The organism is Fictibacillus phosphorivorans, assembly GCF_007673525.1.
Classification (GTDB): Bacteria; Bacillota; Bacilli; order Bacillales; family Fictibacillaceae; genus Fictibacillus; species Fictibacillus phosphorivorans_C.
Map to the genome: position 1 here is coordinate 836,614 of NZ_VDZU01000001.1, position 16,331 is coordinate 852,944.

Genomic DNA, 16,331 nt, shown 5'->3' on the forward strand with positions numbered 1-16,331 from the left:
ACCGTTTTTTTACTTCTGAGGGGATGTACACATGTTTAGATTGAACCTATTAGATAATTATTTAAAGAAATATACAAAAATGTCCGAGAGGGAACTATCACATACCGTTCAATCGAATATGTGGTTTACTCCCGTACTTTACGTTTTGTTTTCTGCACTACTAGTTACGGCGACATTAACAACTGATCTAAAGTACGACTTAGGCAATCAGATGCGTCCTTTTTTTGCAGTTGATTATGATCTTACACGAAATCTAGTAGGGACTCTTACCGCGGCCACTCTAACACTGACCACCTTTACCTTTAACTTGATTCTTGTTGTGTTTACGACGTTTTCTGGACAGTTTTCTCCTCGTATGTTGAAAAACTTTATAGCTAGTAAATCAACACAGCGTGTTCTAGGGATATTTACCTCTAGTTTCATTTATATGTTGTTGAGTTTTTTATTTTTGAACAAAAGAATGGCTGAATACTATTTTGCTGTTCCGTTGGTAGCAGCTATCATTGCAGCCTTTGCGATGGGAACGTTTATCTTTTTTATCAATCATGCTGTCGCTTGGCTTCAAGTGAACCAGATGACGTATGATATGAAGAATGAAGCATTATCTATCGTGAAAAGTGCACTAGAAGATGAAGTGGATCCTTATAAAGTAAATGATTTAACGACCGTGAACAGTGAAATATGTGAAGAAAGCGGCAATGCGATTAAAGCTCGCAAATCGGGATTTATCCAATTGGTGGATTTCATCTCAATCATGAAAGAAGCAGAACGAGATGATATCGTCATACGTTTGGAGTATGCGGTCGGAAGTTATGTGTATGCTACAACACCTTTTATTACTTATTGGAAAAAAGGTGAGAATGAAATTGACGAAAAAAAATATTTGTCACTCATTAGTATTGGAAGAAGGCAAACGGAAGTACAAGATATTGAATTTAGTATCAATAAGCTTGTAGAAGTTGCAATCAGATCTCTAGGAAATAATGATCCAAAAACAGCGATTAACTCTATTTATCAATTAGGTGAAGTTCTTACTACGATTTCACGAGGATCCATATTCTCAAAGTATCTGGTAGATAAACAGAATAATCTGCGCGTCGTATTACAAGAACGAGATTTTAGCCATTATTTATATAACGCTTTTGGGTATATTCGTCACTATGCAAAAGATAACGTGATCGTGTGTACGGAGATCTTGAAAGTTCTGGATTTGATGGCAAAATCCTTAAATAAGCGGGATTATAACGCAGTCTGGGAATTTGGGGTACTAACTGCTAGCGGGTTAGAGAATCATTTCTTGTTCGCTCTGGATTATCAACAATTTCATAGAGCGCTGCAAAATCTTTCTGTAACGACCAAACATGAAAAAGAATATGAAGAGTTCTTGTTTAAAAGTAAGCAACCATAAAACGAAAAAAGCCCGGTATAAGTACCGAGCTTTTTTTTATATGGAGCGCAATGCTTTTTGAACGTCAGTAGCCGAATGAAATGGCTCGTCAAGTTGGAGCATTTTCCGAAGAATTGATTTTAAAGGAAGTGATATTTCTAATTCCTCTTCCCAGCTCAACTCTTTTTTTGACTGAGGCACGTAAGAAGAATATAGCAGAAAGAGTGCAAAATGACCGAGAGCAAACAAGTCGCTTTCCACTTTAACTGCCCGCATCCGAAGTTTCTCAGGATGATCATTCGAATCTTCAATCTCTTGGTGTTTGTCTGATAAATAACAAGCAAGTCCAAAATCAATCACGATCAATTTGTTATCACGTTGTATGATGTTTGGAATACGAAGATCTCGATGTATGATTCCTTTCTCGTGAAAGTGCTCGGTAATGTTTAGAAGCTCTAGCAGAATCGCGATCGTTTCTTTTTCGTTATACGTTTGATTGTCACGAAAAATTAGATCTTCGAATGTTTGACCCTTAATCCACTCCATAGCAATAAAGTGACCTTGTTCATCTTGAAAGGTATTCAATAACTTCGGAACGGGGTGTTGATGCAGTGCTTCTAAGATCTGAGACTCTCTTTGGAAAGAGAGAAGCCCAGCTGTGGTTTTGGCTTTTGTGTTCCTCAGCTGTTTTAAGACGATGATAGCTTCTGTTTGCCGATCGAGTGCTAAATACGTAATGCCATAGCTACCCATTCCAAGAACTTCTTGAATAAGATATCGCTCATGAATGAGATGCCCAGCTTTAAAAGGTCTGTCCCATAACGTTCTTTGCAGACCTTTCCAAAGTTCAGTTATCATGTTGGTTTTATCTTAACGCAGATTAGGAGCTAAAGAAGCTGCTTCTCTTTTTCTTTTTATAATGCTTGTGTCCATATCCACCATAATGCTTCTTGCCAAAATCACTGCTGCTGTATTTCTTGTAGCTTTTCTTATATTTGTAGCCAGAGCTGCTGTACCTTTTATGGCTGCTGTGTCCCAATAGTGATTTTAATAGTTTCTTTAACATGAAAAATCATCTCCTTTGAAGATACTTGTTAAATCTTATTCGTCCTTTTCAAGCATTATCCTACTGTACGTACTTTTAAACAGAAAGTTTCAAAGAGAAGGGGTCTGACCCCAAACAATTTATTTCCCCTAACAATTTCCTTGTTTTTGTCTAGAGAGTTTTGTTAAATTTAGAGAGGTATAATAGAACGTTTACAAAAATGATGTTTTTTGTGAGGTGTTCAAGGAGAGGGGTTCTTCGTTTCATGTTGGAGTATAGTGTTGCAGCTTTATTGCCTTTATGTTTGCAGCTGCTTTTTAATAGAGTATTGTTTACTAAATACTTACCTTTAGGGATTACGATCGTTATTATGATTTTTGGTTTCGATGGTTTGAATCAACCGTTGCCTCTCCAAATCGTGGCTGTAGTTTCTACGATTGTTGGCTTTTTTCTTGGCCTTAAAATTTATAACAAACAAAAAAGAAAAGTAAAATAAAAAAAGACGTCACCTTCATGAGGTAGACGTCTTTCTTTTTGTATGAATAATAGTTTCTTTTAAGAAAAGTACGAGCATGGTTAACACATACAGTGTAATAATTCCAAGTCCAGCTTTATCTAAGTGAGCAAGTTTTAGAATGACAGAGCTTAAAATTGTGATGTACAGGGCACTTAAATATTTTTGAATCTGTTCACTGGAATAGATGGTTGTAAGTTTGGCTCCTAGCTGAGTGCCCACAAGGGCGCCTAATATAAGTAGAAGACCCAGTTTATAATCAATCTGAACACTTGATGCGTACGTTAAGAAACCAGCACTAACGATGAAAAACACACTGACTAAGCTCGTACCAACAGCTTTTCTAGAAGGAAACTTCATTAAAGAAATGAGCATTGGAACCATTACGAATCCTCCGCCAACGCCTAATGTCGTAGAAATGAATCCTCCGGTAAATCCAATAAAGATTGCTTTAGGCCAAGAGAAGTGAATCTCAGTAGTACTTTGCACTGTATTCTTGCGTTTTGTTTGCTTATAAAGCAGGGAAAGAGCAAAGTAGGCAAGAAGAACAATATAAAATATAGGAATGATCGTTTCGTCATAACCCATCTTCTCTAGCCAAACAACAAGTGGATGAGCGATTTGTGTTGCTCCAATCCCTACAATCCCTAGAACAGCAGCCGGTTTCCATAGAATGTTCTTAAATCTCAGGTGCGCAGCAACTCCTGAAACACTTGTCCCGATAGAGTACATGAGACTCGTTCCAATCGCAGACAGAGGCGGAATGCCGAAAAGAATAAGGACGGGTGTTAGAATAAAGCCGCCACCAATTCCGAAAATGCCTGAAAAGATACCGATGCACAAACCAAGCAGTATATAAAAAAACTCCATTTTAAAACTCCTTTAAGGGGACACACCTTCTACAATTTTTCTGAAGATCATGGTAATGCTAGTGGGAAATGGGGTCAGACCCCAAACAATTTATTTCCCATCTTGCGCCTACCTTTGAGTATACCACTTTACTTTCTTTCCAGAAACTTCTGCGAATATTTGTTCGTAATTATTAGGTTTTGGATAAGGGCTGTGCTATAATTTGAGTAACCAGAATTTAGGAACGGAGGTTCGGTTTTGTGAGTCAAAGTCAATTGTTCGAAATCAAATCAAACTATCAGCCACAAGGGGATCAGCCCGCAGCGATCAAACATCTTGTGAACAATATAAACGCAGGGAAAAAGAGTATGACCCTGCTTGGTGCGACCGGAACAGGGAAGACGTTTACGGTCTCCAATGTTATTCAGGAAGTAAACAAACCGACTCTTGTTATTGCACATAACAAAACATTAGCCGGACAGCTTTACAGTGAGTTAAAAGAATTTTTCCCGAACAACGCAGTTGAATATTTTGTTTCGTATTACGATTATTATCAGCCAGAAGCATACATCGCACATTCTGATACGTATATCGAAAAAGATGCAAGTATTAATGATGAGATCGATAAACTTCGCCACTCGGCTACTTCATCACTTTTTGAACGAAAAGACGTTATTATAGTGGCCAGTGTATCGTGTATTTATGGTCTAGGTTCACCTGAAGAGTATAAAGACATGGTGATCTCCTTAAGAGAAGGAATGGAGAAAGACCGTGACCAGCTTTTACGTGATCTTGTAGATGTTCAATACAACCGAAATGATATTAACTTTACTCGTGGTACGTTCCGAGTTAGAGGAGATGTCGTGGAAATCTTCCCAGCCTCACGAGACGAACATTGTCTTCGTGTGGAGTTTTTTGGGGATGAGATCGACCGCATTACGGAAGTGGATGCACTAACAGGTGAAATTCTAGGTGAACGTAAACACGTTGCCATTTTCCCGGCTTCCCACTTCGTAACACGTGAAGAGAAGATGAAAGTAGCGATTAAGCGCATTGAAGCTGAACTTGAAGATCGCCTAAAAGAATTGAATGAAGCTGGAAAACTGTTAGAAGCTCAGCGTCTCGAACAGCGTACAAGATACGACCTGGAGATGATGGCGGAAATGGGGTTCTGTTCAGGGATCGAGAACTACTCTGTTCATCTGACTCTAAGACCTTTAGGTTCAACGCCTTACACACTTCTAGACTATTTTCCGGATGATTCACTGATTGTTATTGATGAGTCCCATGTTACTCTCCCGCAGATTCGTGGAATGTTTAATGGAGACCAAGCGAGAAAAGGAGTCCTTGTCGATCATGGATTCCGATTACCTTCCGCAAAAGATAACCGTCCGTTAACTTTCGATGAATTTGAGCGTTATACTAAGTTTCAGCACATTTACGTATCAGCAACACCTGGTCCGTATGAGCTCGAGCATGCCCCTGATCCGGTTGAGCAGATTATTCGTCCAACGGGGCTCTTGGATCCTACACTAGAAGTCCGTCCGATCAAAGGTCAGATTGATGATTTGCTAGGGGAGATCAATGAAAGAATCGAGAAAAACGAACGAGTTCTTGTTACAACGTTAACGAAAAAAATGTCTGAAGACCTTACCGATTATTTTGTAGAGCTTGGTATAAAAGTTCGATACCTGCATTCAGAGATTAAGACGCTAGAACGGATTCAAATCATACGCGATCTACGTCTTGGTGTGTTTGATGTACTCGTCGGCATTAACTTGCTACGGGAAGGATTAGATATTCCTGAAGTTTCTCTCGTTGCGATTTTAGATGCAGATAAAGAGGGCTTCTTACGTTCAGAGCGTTCGTTGATCCAAACAATTGGTCGTGCTGCTCGTAACTCAAACGGTCACGTTATTATGTATGGAGATAAGATTACAAAGTCCATGCAGATCGCGATTGATGAGACGCAGCGCAGACGTCAGAAACAGATGGAACACAACGAAAAGCATGGAATCACGCCGACGACGATTAAAAAAGAAGTGCGTGATGTGATTCGTGCGACTCAAGCTGCCGAAGATACAGAAACGTATACAAGTTCAAAAGCTCCTAAGCAAAAGATGAGCAAGAAAGATCGCGAAGCGTTTATCGAGCGTATGGAAAAAGAGATGAAGGATGCTGCAAAGAATCTTCAGTTCGAGCGTGCAGCAGAGCTTCGTGACCTCATTCTTGAGTTAAAAGCGGAAGGATGATAGCAGTTGGCTACCAATCAAAACATAATTGTAAAGGGTGCTAGAGCCCATAATTTAAAGAATATAGATATTACGATCCCGCGTGATAAGCTGGTTGTTTTAACCGGCTTATCTGGTTCGGGTAAATCTTCACTTGCTTTTGATACGATTTATGCAGAAGGACAGCGCCGTTACGTAGAATCTCTTTCTGCTTATGCCCGCCAGTTTCTCGGACAGATGGACAAGCCAGATGTGGATTCAATCGAGGGTCTGTCACCTGCTATTTCAATCGATCAAAAAACAACAAGCCGTAACCCTCGCTCAACAGTAGGTACGGTTACAGAAATCTATGACTATCTTCGTCTTCTATTCGCACGTATTGGTCGACCGGTATGTCCTGTTCATAACGTGGAGATCACTTCCCAAACGATTGAACAGATGGTAGACCGAATTTTAGAATATCCTGAGCGTACAAAACTTCAAATTTTAGCACCTGTTGTTTCCGGTCGAAAAGGAGAACATGTTAAAACGCTTGAAGATATTAAAAAACAAGGGTATGTTCGTGTTCGAATCGACGGAGAGATGCGTGAAATCTCTGAGGAAATTAAGCTTGAGAAGAATAAAAAACATACGATTGAAATCGTGATCGACCGTATCGTCGTAAAAGAAGGAGTCGCTACTCGTTTAGCTGATTCTCTTGAGGCGGCACTCAACCTAGGTGGAGGAAGTGTTGTCGTCGATGTTATGGAAGAAGAGGAGCTTTTATTCTCGCAAAACCATGCTTGTCCTCATTGTGGATTTTCAATTGGTGAATTAGAGCCACGTTTGTTTTCATTTAACAGTCCATTCGGGGCGTGCTCTTCGTGTGATGGTTTAGGAGTAAAACTCGAAGTAGATCCAGAGCTTGTTATTCCAGACTGGAGTCGTTCTTTACGTGACAACGCCATCGCACCTTGGGAACCGATCAGTTCGCAATATTATCCGCAGCTTCTTGAAAGTATCTGTAATCATTTTGGTATCGATATGGATGTACCCGTTGAATCTCTGCCAAAAGACCAGATGGATAAAATTTTGAACGGAAGTAAGGAGTACCTTACATTCACGTACAAAAATGATTTCGGTCAAGTACGTAAAAATGAGATTCAATTTGAAGGTGTATTAGGCAACATTCAGCGCAGATACCGTGAAACGAGTTCAGATTATATTCGTGAGCAGATGGAAGGATATATGGCACAAAAGCCATGTCCGACATGTAAAGGACATCGTCTAAAAAAAGAAGCTCTTTCTGTTTTAATCAACGGAAAACATATCGGTGAAACGACTGCTCTTTCCATAACAGAAGCAAAGAACTTCTTCGATAACCTCGACCTAACGAATAAAGAACGTGCAATCGCGAAACTGATTCTCCGCGAGATCGTGGATCGTTCAGGTTTCTTGATCAATGTTGGACTAGACTATTTAACGCTAAGCCGAGCTGCTGGGACGCTATCTGGTGGTGAAGCACAGCGTATTCGCCTTGCGACACAAGTTGGGTCACGTTTGATGGGCGTTCTATATATTCTTGATGAGCCGTCAATCGGCCTTCATCAGAGAGATAATGACCGACTGATTCGAACACTCGAAGAAATGCGTTCTCTTGGAAATACGTTGATCGTCGTTGAGCATGACGAAGATACGATGCTAGCAGCAGACTATGTTATCGATATCGGTCCTGGTGCCGGTGCACATGGTGGTGTGATCACATCACAAGGTACACCACAAGAGATTATGGAAGACCCAGCCTCACTGACTGGGCAATACTTGTCTGGTAAAAAGTTTATTCCTCTTCCAAAAGAAAGACGTAAGCCAGATGGAAGATATATTGAAGTAAAAGGTGCAACAGAAAACAACTTAAAGAACGTTTCTGCTAAGATCCCATTAGGGTTGTTTACAGGAGTGACAGGTGTATCGGGATCTGGAAAGAGTACGCTTGTTAATGAAATCCTGCATAAAGCTCTTGCACAAAAGCTGCACCGTGCAAAGGACAAGCCTGGTGCTCATAAGTCTATTAAGGGTCTAGAACATATTGATAAAGTTATTGATATCGACCAGTCTCCAATAGGCAGAACGCCACGATCGAATCCAGCGACATACACCGGAGTATTTGATGATATTCGTGATGTGTTTGCATCAACGAATGAAGCGAAAGTTCGCGGTTATAAAAAAGGACGTTTCTCCTTCAACGTAAAAGGTGGACGTTGTGAAGCATGCCGTGGGGATGGAATCATAAAGATTGAGATGCATTTCTTGCCAGATGTATACGTACCATGTGAAGTTTGTCATGGTAAACGTTATAACAGAGAAACGCTAGAAGTGAAGTATAAAGGGAAAAACATCGCTGACATCTTAGATATGACGGTGGAAGATTCTGTGGAGTTCTTTGCTAATATCCCTAAGATCAATCGGAAGCTCCAGACTATTCTTGATGTAGGTCTTGGTTATATTAAGCTTGGTCAATCGGCTACCACTCTTTCTGGAGGAGAAGCACAGCGTGTGAAGCTTGCGTCACAGCTTCACAAGCGTTCTACAGGAAAAACCATCTACATTCTAGATGAACCAACAACTGGTCTTCACGTAGATGATATTTCTCGTTTGCTTGTCGTTCTTCAAAGACTTGTAGATAACGGAGATTCTGTACTTGTTATTGAGCATAATCTTGATGTCATCAAACAGTGTGATCATTTAGTCGATCTCGGACCTGAAGGTGGGGACAAAGGCGGTATGATCGTTGGTGCAGGTACGCCAGAAGAACTGGCTGAAATTGAAGCTTCTCACACTGGACGTTATCTTGCTCCGATCTTAAAACGTGATAAGAAACGTATGACTGGAAAGATTAAAGAAAAAGAAACGATTAAATAGACTACTAAACAATAGGTTAGTAAGGAAAGGAGGGTGAATATATTTCACCCTCCTTTTTCTATTAAAAGAGATGACTTGGGAGGAAAGGAACAATCCCATTGATCCAACCATTTTGGTAAGCTTTGATTACTGCTGAAGTCCTGTCCTTGACGGTTAGTTTTTTTAGCAGCGATGCGACGTGATTTTTTATGGTGTTCTCACTGAGGAAGATAGATTGAGAAATTTCCCTGTTACTCATACCGATTGAAAGCAATTCAAGAACTTCCCACTCTCTTTCGGTTAGGAGTTCTTGAGGTCGGGGCGGTAATAAGGGCTTTTTTAATAGAATGTACTCTTCCCATATCAAGATTGAAATCGCTTGTGGCATATATCTTTGGCCGCAAAATATAAGGGAGATCGCGTGCATCATGAGACTCGGAACCATATTTTTTAGAAGGACACCGTGAATGTTAAATGTTAGACATTCTAAAAGCAAAGAAGCCTGTTGATCGATGCTCGGAACAAAGAGAACAACTCTAACATCTTGCTTCATAAAATGCTGAATCATCTCAACAACATTGAAATGTTTGATCTCTAAGTCAATAAATACAATATCAATATTTTTTGCTAGTTTATAAAGTGGATTATGTTTATGGCTTTCAATGGATGTGATAAAAATCTCATCCATTTCTTTTAGAAGCATATGTTGAAGAGAATCTTTAAAGATTGTATCATCATCGATTACTAGTATATGAATCATAGTTATGGGCACCTCACTAGGTATATATATTTCTATTAATAGAGTGAAACGTTTAATAAAAAGATGTGATATGCTCGATAGTCCCCATTTTATAACTGGCTATTTCATGTCATACCTTAAACTGGCTAGTAGCTTCTTGTAATTCTTCCGCCATTGTTGATAAAGAGTTGGCAGAGGATGCGATTTCTTCCATGGATGCGAGTTGTTCCTCTGTTGCAGCCGAAACATTCTGAGCACCAGACGCGGAAGATATGGCAAGCACGGAAACAAAATCGATTGATTTTACAACTTGCTCTGTTCCAACAGCTACTTGTTCAGATGCAGATGAGATCTCACTGACTTGTTGAGAGACATCTTCAATAGAAGATAAGATTCTTCTGAAGGATTCTCCTGAAGACTGAGCTAGCGAGATTCCAAGTACCAATTCTCTATTTCCGATTTCCATCGACTGTACGGCTTCCTTCGTATCCGCTTGAATGGAGTGGATCAACTGGCTGATTTGATTGGCTGAAGCAGCAGATTGTTCAGCTAATTTTCTAACTTCATCTGCAACGACTGCAAATCCTCTACCATGTTCTCCTGCTCTTGCTGCTTCGATTGCAGCATTCAAAGCAAGCAGGTTCGTTTGAGAAGAAATATTTGTTATAACATCCACGATTTGATCAATCTCTAAAGATCTTACTCCCAAGCTCTGTATAGCTTTTCCGGTTTGCTTTATGGATTGATCGATGGTCTCCATTTGTTTAACCATGTTGTCCATTGATTGATTACCTTCATATGCCAATTGAAGTGAGCCTTGGGAAGTAGTAGAGACGTTCAGTGCACTTGCTGCGATTTGTTGAATCCCAGCACTCATCTCACTTATGACGAGTGAACTCTCCCCAACATTTTTAACTTGGTTATCAGATCCGCTCGCCATCTCTTGAATGCTTCCAGCGATTTGTTGGGTAGCTTCACTATTTTGTTCAGCACTTGCTAATAGTTGCTCAGAACTTGCTGCGACCATCTGCGAACTGCCTTTGATCTGGGTGATGAGAAGAATTAAATTATTCTTCATCTGTTCAAATGAACGAGCGAGTTCACCAATTTCATCTCTATTCTTTACTGAAATGGATTTACCCGTTAAATCACCGTTTGAGATCAATCCAGCTTGTTGAGAGAGTAGAAGAAGTGGTTTTGAAATTAAATGAGACATATAGAGTGCCACTACTAACCCAAGAAGTACCGCAATGACAGAGAACAAAGTAACAAACCTAGCACCGTCTTTAAACAGATCAACAGAAGTATCAGCGGCCAATGTCGCACCTTTTTCATTGATTTCAATCAATGATCTAAGGTGGTCATCAGCTGAAGTCCATCCTGTATGCATTTCTAACTGAAGTTTGTTTGCAAGAGCAATGTTATTTTCACTTTTAGCTTGTAAAACTGCTGGAATACCCTCTATGTAGGCGTTTATATCTGCTAAAAAAGCGTCATATACCTCTTGCTCTTTATTGCTATCAATAAGGGGGGCATACTTTCCGCTTCTTTCATTCATTTCTAGGACCGTCTCATCTATTCTACCTGTTAGCCGTTCAATTTCAGATTTTTCATCAGTGAGGATAAGTTTAAGAAGAATCCGTTGAATATCTGAAATATTTCCATTCATCCCTCCAAGATAAACAAGGCTCGGTGTCCAAACTTTGTTAATTTCTTCTGCTTTTTTTCCCATTCCATCCATTTTAATGAATGCTACAACACTGATTGCGATTAAGAGGCTTAGTATGACTAAAAAACTACTGATTAGTTTAGCGCGAATGTTGAATTTCATTTTCTTCACTCCCTATTGAATGATTGATTGTTTCGTGTTTTAAAGCAGAAGCTTCAGAAATCAACAGTTGGTCTACATTGATTATTGTTATTAGTCTGTCCTCTAGCTTGGATATGCCTGAAAGGTAGGAAGGGATGTTTTTGTCATTGATGGTGTTTGTTTGAATAGAATCATGGGGGATATCTAGCACATCAGTTGCTTCATCGACTATTAAAGCAAATGGCTTTTCTTCGAATTTGACAACAATGTACCTTTGTAATGAATATTCGTGAGGAATTAATTCTGAATCTGAATATAAGAGGGTGGTTAGGTTAATAACCGGAGTTATTGTGCCACGTAGGTTAATAACACCCAGAACATGCTTTGGCATAGCTGGTACGACGGTAACTCGCTGTGTTTTCTCAATTGATAATACTTGCTCTACATGAAATGCGAATTCCTCACTGCCGATTTTAAACGCAACAGCTTTAAACTCATCGAAAGCATCTTTCAAATTCATCACCCTTTTTTCTATATTTGCAGTAAAAAGTGAGCATGCCATTATCAGACTTTTATACTACAATTTAAATATCGTCTATTTAAAACATTTATTAATTAAATATATAGGAAAGGTAGGATTTAACTAATTGAAATAGGACTTTTATGCTATAAATTGGTGAAGGGAGAAAGCAAAAAAAATGCACCTTCACTTTTTAAGAAAAGGTGCATTTGAATATAATTTCTATTTATATTTTTCCTCTGAAGAAGAAGAATTTTTTGTACCTTTTTTGTCCTTCTCTTCACGCTTTTCTTGCTTAAGATCTTCCATCGGAATGGGATCAACGTTTTGCTCACTCTCAAATTTATCAAACAAGCTTTGTTGATCTGTTTTGTATTGTTCAGGATTGTCAATTTTGCCTTTTTGCTTCTTTTTCACATCAGCCATAATAAATCACTCCTGTCTTAGTTATATATCCATTCCTTTTTCATAGTTTTCTTAAACAAAAACTCCTCAAAACGACAATTTTCGTATAAAATAGATAAGTGTTTTTATTTCCATATCTTAGAAAGAAGCTTATAGAGTACATAGTTGATCACAATTACGATGAATGACCCGAACAGGCCAGCGAGAATCCGATCACTTATGGTAAGTTCCCTAGCATCTTCAGTCATAACGCCGAATATAATGCTATTGATCATCAGTATAGCTAATACTATAAAAAGAATTTTTAATGTTCGAATCTGTTTCAATGGTGGTTGCTCCCTTGGGTGTTTTTGTCATTATGATACGGAATTTTAGAAGTTATGTCGAATGGCTATAGAGATAAAGGAAGATTGTTTAAAGGGGTCGAAGTAAAAAAGGCACATGCCTTTTGCTTGCAGTCCCGTTTGTTATGGTTTTATTAAAGCAGGAGGTCTTGTTTCATGAAGGAAGGCTCAAAAAAAGCTATTTCTGCACTATGTTATTTTAGTCTGTTTTTCGCACCTTTTTTATTCCCGATCGCTGTATATTTAATCTCCGATGAGCCTGAAGTGATGGAGCACGCAAAAAGATCATTTTTGTCCCATCTATTGCCCATTATCGCTGTTCCATTAGGTATTATTATCATTTTTGAAACGCAATATCATCTAGTCGCTATTATTATAAGTGCACTCATTTTTGGAACGCTGACATTAATTGTGATGATCTGGAATATTGTTAAAGGAATAAAGGTAATTGTTTCATAAACTAATTTTGTACAAGTAATACCGGAAAGTCTCAGTCATCTTAGAATCAGCCGACGCCGGTGACGGAACCCCAAAAAGGAGGCGTCAATGTATGGAAGAACGCAAAATGATTTTAAACATGCTGAACGAAGGTAAGATCTCTGTTGAAGAAGCGGAGAAACTTTTGTATGCCCTTAATGATAAGAAGAAGCTGCAGCTGAGCTCGATCGGTTCTCTCAACCTTAAAAAGAAAGCTGTGAATGGTGCTACCGCTGTTAAGCTGCCGACTTCCGGTTATAAAGTGGCAAAGTTTTTTGACCGTGTTGTAAAGCGTATTAAGACGGTTGATTTTGACTTGAATTTCGGACCTTCTGAACCTGTTCACTATGTCTTTCAAGATAGTCATGTCATGTTTCAGGCGATGGACGTTGAAGTATACAACGGTTCAGTAACGGTCGTTCCATGGGATCGAAAAGACGTGCAAGTAGAGTGCGATGCTCATGTTTATAAAGTGCCAGAAGGATCTTCGGCGAAAACGAAATTTAGAAATGAAACGTTCTATGATTGTGATGCCACAAAGATGCGCTTCTATTCTAGAAATAAGCATCAAAAGGTAAACGCCGTAATCTCTATTCCAAGAGAAGCTTATGATGAGATAAAGATTACAACGTTTAACGGACCTGTAAAAATAAGTGAATCTCATGCAAAAACACTGACAGTCAAAACGACTGTAGGAGCGATTGCGATGAACCACTGTACGGGGGAGAACGTTAAAGCATCCGCTGCTAATGGCTCATTAACACTTAACGATTGTCAGTTTAAAGACGTAGAAGCAGAAACGATGAACGGACCTGTACGCCTTTCTGTAGATGCTTCACAAGTCCGGTCAGAAACGATAAATGGTTCAATCTACTGCTGTTTTGCTTCAGCGGTTGAAGGGTATGCATCTTTTAAGACGGTGACGGGAAAAATAGAAACAGAATTCCCAGAAACAGTAGAGCTTGATGCCGTTCTTAAAACAATCGTCGGCGGATTTGTTTGTGATTTTGAATCTGTTGAGGTCCGAGAAGAAAAGAAAGAAGTGACTCGAAAGTTTCTTTCTTTTATTGCGAACGGAGGTAAGAGCTTTCCGTCTTTTAAATTGGAGGCGGAGGCGAAAACAGGCTCTGTTGTGGTGTTAAAAGCGAAATAGAGGTGACTTACATCATGAAAAAACTTAAAAGATCGAACGATGCTAAAATTTCAGGAGTTTGCGGTGGAATTGCTGAGTATATGAATGTTGATCCTACGGTTGTAAGATTAGGAACAGTAGCGCTTGCTCTGTTTACAGCGGTTTTTCCAGTTGGTTTAGCTTATATTATCGCACTAGCTGTCATGCCAGAGGACGGCGTATAAAATGATGAGCTGGTTAGCTTCTTTATTGATTAATACGATTGCGCTAATGGTAGTAGCCGGTTACTTTGATGCTTTTCATATTGAAAACATCAGTGCTGCTTTACTAGCTAGCGTTTTGTTATCACTGTTTAACGTTTTTCTAAAGCCGGTCCTGGTCCTGTTGACATTACCTGTGACGATTTTCTCTTTAGGATTATTTTTAATCGTCATTAACGCAGCACTATTATCGTTAACGGCAGAATTGATGGGTAGCTCGTTTAACATTGATGGATTCGGTATGGCATTACTCGCTGCAGTCATCATTTCACTTCTAAATATGTTCCTGACGAATTTTGTTTTGGAGCCTTTAAGAAAGAAGCGGAAAAGAAACTAAAGTAGCAGTTCGATCAAAAGAAATTTTTGAAAAGGTTGTTTTCATAAACTTAGTTGCTTTTGAAAGTGTTGATTTCCGTTCCAGGCTGCTCGCTTTCCACGGGGCAGGCGGTGAGCCACATTCGTACGTTTCACTCTTAAGTGTCTCACCTGCCCGCCTGTCCCGTAGGAGTCTCGTGCCTTCCACTACAATCAATTGTCAAAGGTGACAAGGAGTTCAAAGCAACAATCTTTTAGAAAAGAGCGTTGAAAAAACATCTTTTATGCAAAGCTTGGAAAACCGGTGGATTCTCACCGGTTTTTCTTTTTTAATTGGCAGTGGTGATAATTGCGTTACATTAATGGGCCAGGAAGGCGCTCTTTGCCTTCTGACCATTTAACTTTTGATCTCGAGGGGCTAGCCACTGTTGAAGACAGGTGAGACCACTAAAGGCGCGATGCGGCAGGGGGCTCACCGCCGGCCCCGCGGAAAGCATGTACCCTGGAGCGGAAATCCCCTCATCCAGTTATTATTTGGTTTCCAAAATTTATACTTTATAGTAATATTAAGGTATTCTGTTTGAAAGAAAGGACTACAAGTGACCTGTATGCCAACATTTAATCTGTAATGGAAAACAATTTAGATCGCTTCTCAACCGTTAAGAAACAACGTGTTTCTGACCTCGGGAGAAGTCTGTCTCCAACCCATTACAGAGGAAATACAGCGAACTGCAGTCCGTTATAACGGGTAACATTGCGTTCAAAGCTCTCCTTGTATTAGGGGAGCTTTTTTACGTTCTGCAAGAAATCAAATAGAAGTTGTATTTCTTCACTACTACATTTTAGAGGTGAAGAAAAAATGGAGATACAACAATTTGCTTTAGCACTCAATCAACAAATGAGAGCGGACACGGTAAAAAAACAGTGCAAAATGTGCGGGAAAGTTACCACTTTTACAGATACGACCATACAGAGACACAACGCAAACGGAAAGAACATCTATCAGTTTGCGATTTATAAATGTCAGAAAAATCATTCTTGGAACAAAAAACTCAACATTTATAAATCGTTCACAGAGCATGTCGATCCCCAATCGATCGTTCCTACAACATTTATAGAGATAGAGCCCGGTAAGAAGATTACCTCCTTGAAGAGAGGGGATTCTTCATGCGAAATAAAGATAACATCAGTTAACGGGAGTTTTCGGATTGATCGTACACTTGCAGATCGCCTTGAAGGGTGGAGCAGAACAGAGATCGCTCAAAACATAAAAACAGGCAAGATTCTGTTAAACGATTGTTTAACAAAACCAAGTCAAAAGCTTTCCGTTCATGATAAAATTTTTATAGATGTAAAATAAGAACAATAATCATTTCAGCCGTTTGCTTCGAACTCGATCAAACGGCATTTTTATTTAGAAGGAGCT

17 protein-coding genes are annotated in these 16,331 nt (G+C 39.4%); 9 read left to right on the top strand and 8 right to left on the bottom strand.

All coding sequences use genetic code 11. The annotated features are described in order from the left end of the window. Positions 1-31: 31 nt before the first annotated feature. Positions 32-1,408 carry a DUF2254 domain-containing protein gene (locus FS458_RS03930; protein ID WP_260858341.1) on the top strand — a complete coding sequence of 459 codons (1,377 nt, stop codon included), beginning with the start codon at positions 32-34 and terminating at the stop codon, positions 1,406-1,408. Positions 1,409-1,444: 36 nt separating this feature from the next. On the opposite strand, the gene FS458_RS03935 is transcribed toward FS458_RS03930, so the two are convergent. Together FS458_RS03935 and FS458_RS03940 are read right to left on the bottom strand one after the other, a co-directional pair. Further along, complete coding sequence (locus FS458_RS03935) at positions 1,445-2,245, bottom strand: serine/threonine protein kinase (RefSeq protein WP_144698021.1); 801 nt, start codon at positions 2,243-2,245, stop codon at positions 1,445-1,447. A 22-nt stretch (positions 2,246-2,267) separates the two neighbouring features. Then, a complete protein-coding gene (locus FS458_RS03940; RefSeq protein ID WP_137791648.1) occupies positions 2,268-2,453 on the bottom strand; it encodes a hypothetical protein in 186 nt (61 codons plus the stop codon). Positions 2,454-2,697: 244 nt separating this feature from the next. On the opposite strand from FS458_RS03940, the gene FS458_RS03945 reads away from it, so the two are divergent. Next, positions 2,698-2,928: a DUF2198 family protein gene (locus FS458_RS03945; RefSeq protein WP_186320436.1), complete on the top strand. Its 231-nt coding sequence runs from the start codon at positions 2,698-2,700 to the stop codon at positions 2,926-2,928. A gap of 15 nt (positions 2,929-2,943) precedes the next feature. On the opposite strand, the gene FS458_RS03950 is transcribed toward FS458_RS03945, so the two are convergent. Continuing rightward, positions 2,944-3,816, bottom strand: a complete 873-nt coding sequence (locus FS458_RS03950; RefSeq protein WP_144698025.1) for a sulfite exporter TauE/SafE family protein — start codon at positions 3,814-3,816, stop codon at positions 2,944-2,946. 239 nt (positions 3,817-4,055) lie between these two features. Here FS458_RS03950 and uvrB point away from each other — a divergent pair, with 239 nt between their 5' ends. Together uvrB and uvrA are read left to right on the top strand one after the other, a co-directional pair. Beyond that, on the top strand, positions 4,056-6,047 hold the full coding sequence (gene uvrB, locus FS458_RS03955; protein ID WP_144698028.1) for an excinuclease ABC subunit UvrB: 1,992 nt from the start codon (positions 4,056-4,058) through the stop codon (positions 6,045-6,047). A 6-nt stretch (positions 6,048-6,053) separates the two neighbouring features. After that, positions 6,054-8,924 (top strand): excinuclease ABC subunit UvrA, encoded by a 2,871-nt coding sequence (uvrA, locus tag FS458_RS03960; RefSeq protein WP_144698030.1) that lies wholly within the window; start codon positions 6,054-6,056, stop codon positions 8,922-8,924. Positions 8,925-8,985: 61 nt separating this feature from the next. Here the strand turns inward: uvrA and FS458_RS03965 are convergent, their stop codons facing one another. The 5 genes from FS458_RS03965 to FS458_RS03985 form a co-directional block, all read right to left on the bottom strand. Next, positions 8,986-9,663 carry a response regulator transcription factor gene (locus FS458_RS03965; protein ID WP_144698032.1) on the bottom strand — a complete coding sequence of 226 codons (678 nt, stop codon included), beginning with the start codon at positions 9,661-9,663 and terminating at the stop codon, positions 8,986-8,988. A 109-nt stretch (positions 9,664-9,772) separates the two neighbouring features. Next, a complete protein-coding gene (locus tag FS458_RS03970) occupies positions 9,773-11,473 on the bottom strand; it encodes a methyl-accepting chemotaxis protein (RefSeq protein ID WP_144698034.1) in 1,701 nt (566 codons plus the stop codon). After that, complete coding sequence (locus tag FS458_RS03975; RefSeq protein WP_186320437.1) at positions 11,451-11,966, bottom strand: chemotaxis protein CheW; 516 nt, start codon at positions 11,964-11,966, stop codon at positions 11,451-11,453. The genes FS458_RS03970 and FS458_RS03975 overlap by 23 nt, the downstream gene beginning before the upstream one ends. A 228-nt stretch (positions 11,967-12,194) precedes the next feature. After that, positions 12,195-12,398 (bottom strand): hypothetical protein, encoded by a 204-nt coding sequence (locus FS458_RS03980; protein WP_144698038.1) that lies wholly within the window; start codon positions 12,396-12,398, stop codon positions 12,195-12,197. A gap of 104 nt (positions 12,399-12,502) precedes the next feature. Then, positions 12,503-12,703 (bottom strand): hypothetical protein, encoded by a 201-nt coding sequence (locus FS458_RS03985; protein WP_144698040.1) that lies wholly within the window; start codon positions 12,701-12,703, stop codon positions 12,503-12,505. Positions 12,704-12,877: 174 nt separating this feature from the next. On the opposite strand from FS458_RS03985, the gene FS458_RS03990 reads away from it, so the two are divergent. From FS458_RS03990 to FS458_RS04010, 5 genes are all read left to right on the top strand, one after another. After that, positions 12,878-13,180: a DUF4870 domain-containing protein gene (locus FS458_RS03990; RefSeq protein WP_144698042.1), complete on the top strand. Its 303-nt coding sequence runs from the start codon at positions 12,878-12,880 to the stop codon at positions 13,178-13,180. Positions 13,181-13,271: 91 nt separating this feature from the next. Continuing rightward, on the top strand, positions 13,272-14,351 hold the full coding sequence (locus tag FS458_RS03995) for a DUF4097 family beta strand repeat-containing protein (protein ID WP_144698044.1): 1,080 nt from the start codon (positions 13,272-13,274) through the stop codon (positions 14,349-14,351). Positions 14,352-14,365: 14 nt separating this feature from the next. Next, complete coding sequence (locus FS458_RS04000) at positions 14,366-14,554, top strand: PspC domain-containing protein (protein ID WP_066397692.1); 189 nt, start codon at positions 14,366-14,368, stop codon at positions 14,552-14,554. Position 14,555: 1 nt separating this feature from the next. Then, positions 14,556-14,927 (top strand): phage holin family protein, encoded by a 372-nt coding sequence (locus tag FS458_RS04005; protein ID WP_144698046.1) that lies wholly within the window; start codon positions 14,556-14,558, stop codon positions 14,925-14,927. 837 nt (positions 14,928-15,764) lie between these two features. Further along, entirely contained in the window at positions 15,765-16,265 is a 501-nt protein-coding gene (locus FS458_RS04010) for a cytoplasmic protein (protein ID WP_144698048.1), read from the top strand. The last annotated feature ends 66 nt before the right edge of the window (positions 16,266-16,331 follow it).